The sequence below is a fragment of the Mesotoga sp. genome (genome assembly GCF_035363035.1).
Taxonomy (GTDB): domain Bacteria; phylum Thermotogota; class Thermotogae; order Petrotogales; family Kosmotogaceae; genus Mesotoga.
This window is the reverse complement of the sequence record NZ_DAOSEH010000117.1, coordinates 1-4,916: the sequence shown is the minus strand read 5'-3', so window position 1 is coordinate 4,916 and position 4,916 is coordinate 1. Positions and strand designations below refer to the sequence as shown.

At 46.9% G+C, this 4,916-nt stretch carries 3 protein-coding genes; all 3 read left to right on the top strand.

The genetic code is table 11. The annotated features are described in order from the left end of the window. The first annotated feature begins 212 nt into the window (after positions 1-212). Genes PKX57_RS11240 through PKX57_RS11230 form a run of 3 tightly spaced genes read left to right on the top strand, consistent with a single transcriptional unit; the run spans position 213 to position 4,862 of the window. Entirely contained in the window at positions 213-2,348 is a 2,136-nt protein-coding gene (locus PKX57_RS11240) for a hypothetical protein (protein ID WP_472417368.1), read from the top strand. A gap of 2 nt (positions 2,349-2,350) precedes the next feature. Further along, the gene (locus PKX57_RS11235) at positions 2,351-3,739 is read left to right on the top strand and encodes a hypothetical protein (protein ID WP_472417366.1); all 1,389 of its coding nucleotides are present in this window, start codon (positions 2,351-2,353) and stop codon (positions 3,737-3,739) included. 4 nt (positions 3,740-3,743) lie between these two features. Next, positions 3,744-4,862 carry a hypothetical protein gene (locus PKX57_RS11230; RefSeq protein WP_472417364.1) on the top strand — a complete coding sequence of 373 codons (1,119 nt, stop codon included), beginning with the start codon at positions 3,744-3,746 and terminating at the stop codon, positions 4,860-4,862. Positions 4,863-4,916 lie beyond the last annotated feature (54 nt).

The window sequence follows — 4,916 nt, the reverse complement described above, 5'->3', positions numbered from 1 at the left end:
ATAGACACTTGATTTACCATTCCGGAAAGACTGTCCTATTCTGCGAGGGAATAAGTCTGTTTGAGTATTTTAAGCGCAAATGGAACTATAACAGGACATACGAGATGTATTCGCAGACGTCGCAACCGGTTGGGCAAACTGGTAATCAATGGTCTGCAAACCAGTATTACACTCGTTCTCGGAGGGCGATCATCAAATCCGGGGAACTGTATATGTCGCAATATCTGGCGCAACCCTGGATAAGGAATTCCTCCTATTTTGTGCCCAACCCCCTTATGTTATCGTATGAGGAGAGCGATTTCCTCTTCAAAGGAGCGTTTCAAATAAGCAAAATCACATACGATCTCTCCGTGAATACAGTGAAGCTCGAGGGAACCACTGCATGGTTAGAGACTCCGTCTCATTCTCCCGGTCCATATCCGGTCAGCGAATTCTCTCTGGAATTCGTGAACGATCCGATGCTCGTGGCCGCCGTCCCGAAACTAAGCAAGGACGGCAGGTATTTTGGCATAGAAAGATATCTGACAGCGGAGGAATACGAGAACAATGGGTTTACGGCTTACCCGGTGTTCGTTCCCGAATCGAAACCGGTGAGCGTGAACGTATCCATGCAATACACCAATAGCTGTATGAAGTACTACCAGCTTGAAACCAGAGTGCTTCAGAGAGTAGTCCTCGCCAGCTCTGAACCGGTTATTCTTCTCGATGAAGACATTGAAATAAACACTCAGGAAATGCAGGTCCTGGTAGCTGAAGGCCGTTTCAGGCCGTATTTCATAATCGACATTCCCGCAAGGCTCGAAAACTTCAAAGTCGGCGGTAACTTTCTCGTGCATAATTGGGAATGCGACAGCGTAAGATTCGATCCCTCTATCGTTCCTCATGTTGAAGAAGTGAAAACCGGGTTGACTCATTCTTTTCTGGATCAGGAGACTTTCCAGAAAGAAGGGAAAGCGGCAAAGACAGAAATTGAACTGAAGCTCTCAAACATAGATTTGCCGACGTTCAATAAATTCACTATCACATCACAGCTGAGGGCCTTCAACTATTCGGCCGGCGTGAAGACGCCGTTTTTCACTAAGGACTTGAGCGAGGTTGGAAAAACAGAGACTTACAACGCCTTTCTCGGAAAGCTTGGAATCGGCTTCATGAACTGGAATTTTGACTTCAGAGCCTTCAACAACTATGGTGCGTACGGAATGAACAACAAGATCTATTCAAGCCGAATAAGCAAGAACCAGGTGAAGGAAATGTTTTTCGCCGGTACAGTGGTCGAAGGAAAGCCGTATAGACTTACCGACTTCGATTTCACGGACCCGAATATTCTTATGAATTACAATTATGGCGAGAGAAACCTCGAGGACTATAACTACAACCCCGCAAACGGAGGGTTGGCAGAACAAATAGATACATTCAAGACCACAAGGCCGAGATACGACACTGGCGCTAACGCTACATATCGCTGGGATCCCGACGATATAGCGATAGAGATCGACCATGTCGACGTTTACAAGATCGCCGGAGCTTCTTATGACTTCTGGACGGGTTACTGGAACTGGACGTGGGAAAGCACACCATGCAGGGTCATTCCGGGAAACGAGGTCGAGAAGGTCGAACCATATCCGAACATCCGAGTACCGATTCTCGCGAGCGAATTGAAGCAATTGAGCGGCCGGTGGCACCTACCTAGGCTTCATATCTACTACAAACGTGTGAAGGCCGGTGCGGGGCTTTCGTCTGTGCCATACTTCTATTTTCGCTTCAGGTCTCCGATCGAAGCTCTAGCGGAGCTTGAAATAACAGAAGCCGTTAAGGTGTTGTATCCTGGTTCCTATGGTCTCTTCAACCCCGGAGAAACTGTGGGGCCAAACATTAACAACAAGCTCATGCCAATTATTGAACCTATCTACGGAGCGATAACATTCCCGGAAACCTCCGACGAACTTATGAACTCTATACGAGCAGACATGACGGGGATAGTTGGAGCTTCAAGCATATCGGGATATCTCGTGAAAGGCTGGAATCTGCAGGTCGGAGAATACCTGTATCTGGACGGTCCGTTTGGCCACGAAGAAGCTTTCTTCATCCCTATGGAAGAGTCGCCGGACCATACTTTTACATATGGCCGCGGGAATTCTTCGTCTCAAACCGGAGAGTTTCCCATATCAGAAGAGATGGTCCAGAAAAATGAAGCCGTCGGTTCCGATTGCTCTGTGTTGCCGGCAGATCTCAAGATAACAAGGGTCAGGCTGGACCGGGCAAAACTGATGTTCGACAAGCTCATACTGAACGACGACCTTACCTCCAATGTCATTAACCCCGCCAAATTCGGGATAAAGGAGGAGTAGAAATGCCAGTATACCCTTCATATAAGATTGTGATCAGCAATCCTGAAGCTCTCGATCTTAACGGACTCAGGATGCCTTTCAAGATACCCAGAAGCTTATGGGGAGACAATCCTTGGGATCCGAACTCCTTGGATATGTTCGATATAGACGCTGGAAGGATTCTCAAATGGAACGACCTTCCTGATCTCATGGGACTGGTACTCTTCGAGATCTCTAGTCCGGTCGAAGTAAATGTCTACATATACGCCGGTTCCCAACCGGACAATTTTTTTGATAACTGGCGTGAAATGGAAGGAGAAAACTACGCGGAATCTGAGCCAGTTGCCTGGTTTGTGGATAGTCAAGCTATCATTTCCGAATCGGACAACACAGTTGGCAATCACGTCCTGATCATTACCAATGGGTACTATGAGCCTGCTACTCGTGTACTAACTGTGAACAGAAATTACAGCACTGGCAAAACGGAGATGATCCTCTACGAGCCTGGTGTTGGAGTTCTAACTAATTCAGTTCGAGAGTCAATAGACCAAAAGCTGAAATTCAGTCTGGACAGCGGGCGAGTTTATATCTACGCATACCTCGAAAATCAATGGACTAGCTTTGCAGACTTCGAAATGCCACTTCTGGAAGCCGAAGGCTATTATGGAACTGCCTTGATTGCTGGCACCGATGTTTACGGAAAGATATACGACGAGATAAAAGAAAGACCGGATAGCCTAACATACGAGTGGTACGACTATCACACCCAGGAGCATTACGTGTGGGCTCTGGGAGAGGCACCATGGGATACTTCGAATCCTTCGATCGATGGTATAGAGGCTCCGGAGAAGGCAATTTCCGGGGAGGCTTTCCATGTGGAGGCCGCTACGACGGATTTGGAGAGACTGCAATTTGTCTTTGGTGGAATATCTTACCCAGGAGTGAATGAAGGCGAAGGAGTCTTTTCGGCTGAGATCGAAGCTCCGTCGGTCACGGAGAAAACCAGTCTAATTCTTTATGCTCGATGCGGAGATCTGATCGAAGAGGCGTCTATACTAGTTTATCCAGCTCTGCCAATGCCGACTCGTGTGAAGTTTCTACAAAACGGTTCCGAGATCTCTAGCCTAACAATGGAGTCTGGACAGGTGGCATTCGTTGGTGTGCTTGTGGAATCCAGTGATGGAGAGGCATGGTCAAAGATTGACGGAACAGTATCTGCAAGCATAGTTTCTTTCGACGGAGAGGGTTTCGAAGAAATGGCAGTGTGCAAGGTAGAGGATGACAAGATTCTAGTAGAGGCCGATCTCCCGGTGGGAGTATATTATCTTCAAGCGACAATTGCCTTCGATTCTCCCGTGGTTTTGGAACGTGTTCAGAGATTGAAGATTAAAGTCGTCGTGGATAGGAAGTGATGATATGACTCTGTTTGAAGTTGACTGGGAGCTAGTTGTACCGTCAGGAAGCGAGGCATATTTCACGATATTTATCGATGGAGAAATCTATTTTCAAACTCAGGATGGGGTTGAAGAAAGCAGTACATTCAAAACTCTTTTGAGTGAGGAAGAGCATATCGTTGATTTTGGGTTGTACACAGATAGAGAAGATGGCGGTACACCGTATGTAAAAATCAATAGAGCCATATATGGAGATCTCGACATAGTGGCTCAAGGAATTGAATTTTGGGAAAAGAGTGGAACTGGAAGTATAGAGATTATCGAAAATTACCTGAAGCTGTCGACGACAAGATTCAACAAAATTGAAGCGATCGGTACTTTGCCGGTTAGCGAGCCTGGAGAACTCCAAATTTCGTTCGACTGGGAGGTGTCGAGCGAATTTGACTACGATTTCTTCGAAGTATATGTGGATGGAACGCTCATTCTAAGAAGAAGCGGCATTGATTACGGAACTTTCGTCGGAACGCTGGCAAACGAGCAACACACGCTTAGGTTCGTGTATGTGAAAGACTCTAGTGCTTCTGAAAACAATGACCTCGCTAAAGTGTCGAACGTGCTTGTCGGAGGGGAGAACTGGTTGCTGGAAGGTCTTACCGGCTGGATTCCCGGAGGTGATGTGAATCCAACGTTTGAGGAAGGGCAGATAGTCCTGGCTTGTGATGACGATCAATCTTCATGGGCAGAAAGAACATATGTGCCTGTTCCTCAGGAGCCGGAACTGGATATAGCCAACGTACGTATCAAGTATTTTCAAGATGGCCGTCAAGTTAGTCAAGTATCGATTGAGGCTCTTGATGCGTTCTTCGTTGACTCGACGGTGGAAGCCTTTGATCCCGACTCCGAAGGATGGAGCTCTGTAGTTCCATCCCAAGTTTTCGGAGAAATCGAGAGATACGATGATGAATCAGGGGTTTTCGATAAGATCGCAAACAGTTTCGTGTTTGAACATCCAGACGGTTATTACAGACTTCTGCAAAAGTGCAACGCTCCTCCCGGGACGTACTATCTGAAGACTACCGCCACAGTCGGAGGCATAACACAGATAGAGAGACTAAAGATAAAAGCGAAAGTAAACATCTAACCGCCCGAAAGGGCGGTTTACTTTTGGAGGGATGCAAATGGCAAGTTATTTCAA

Bases quoted from the DNA above. Each gene is read 5' to 3' on its own strand.
- PKX57_RS11240 (WP_472417368.1), top strand. From the start codon at position 213: ATGTCGCAATATCTGGCGCAACCCTGGATAAGGAATTCCTCCTATTTT.
- PKX57_RS11230 (WP_472417364.1), top strand. From the start codon at position 3,744: ATGACTCTGTTTGAAGTTGACTGGGAGCTAGTTGTACCGTCAGGAAGC.
- PKX57_RS11235 (WP_472417366.1), top strand. From the start codon at position 2,351: ATGCCAGTATACCCTTCATATAAGATTGTGATCAGCAATCCTGAAGCT.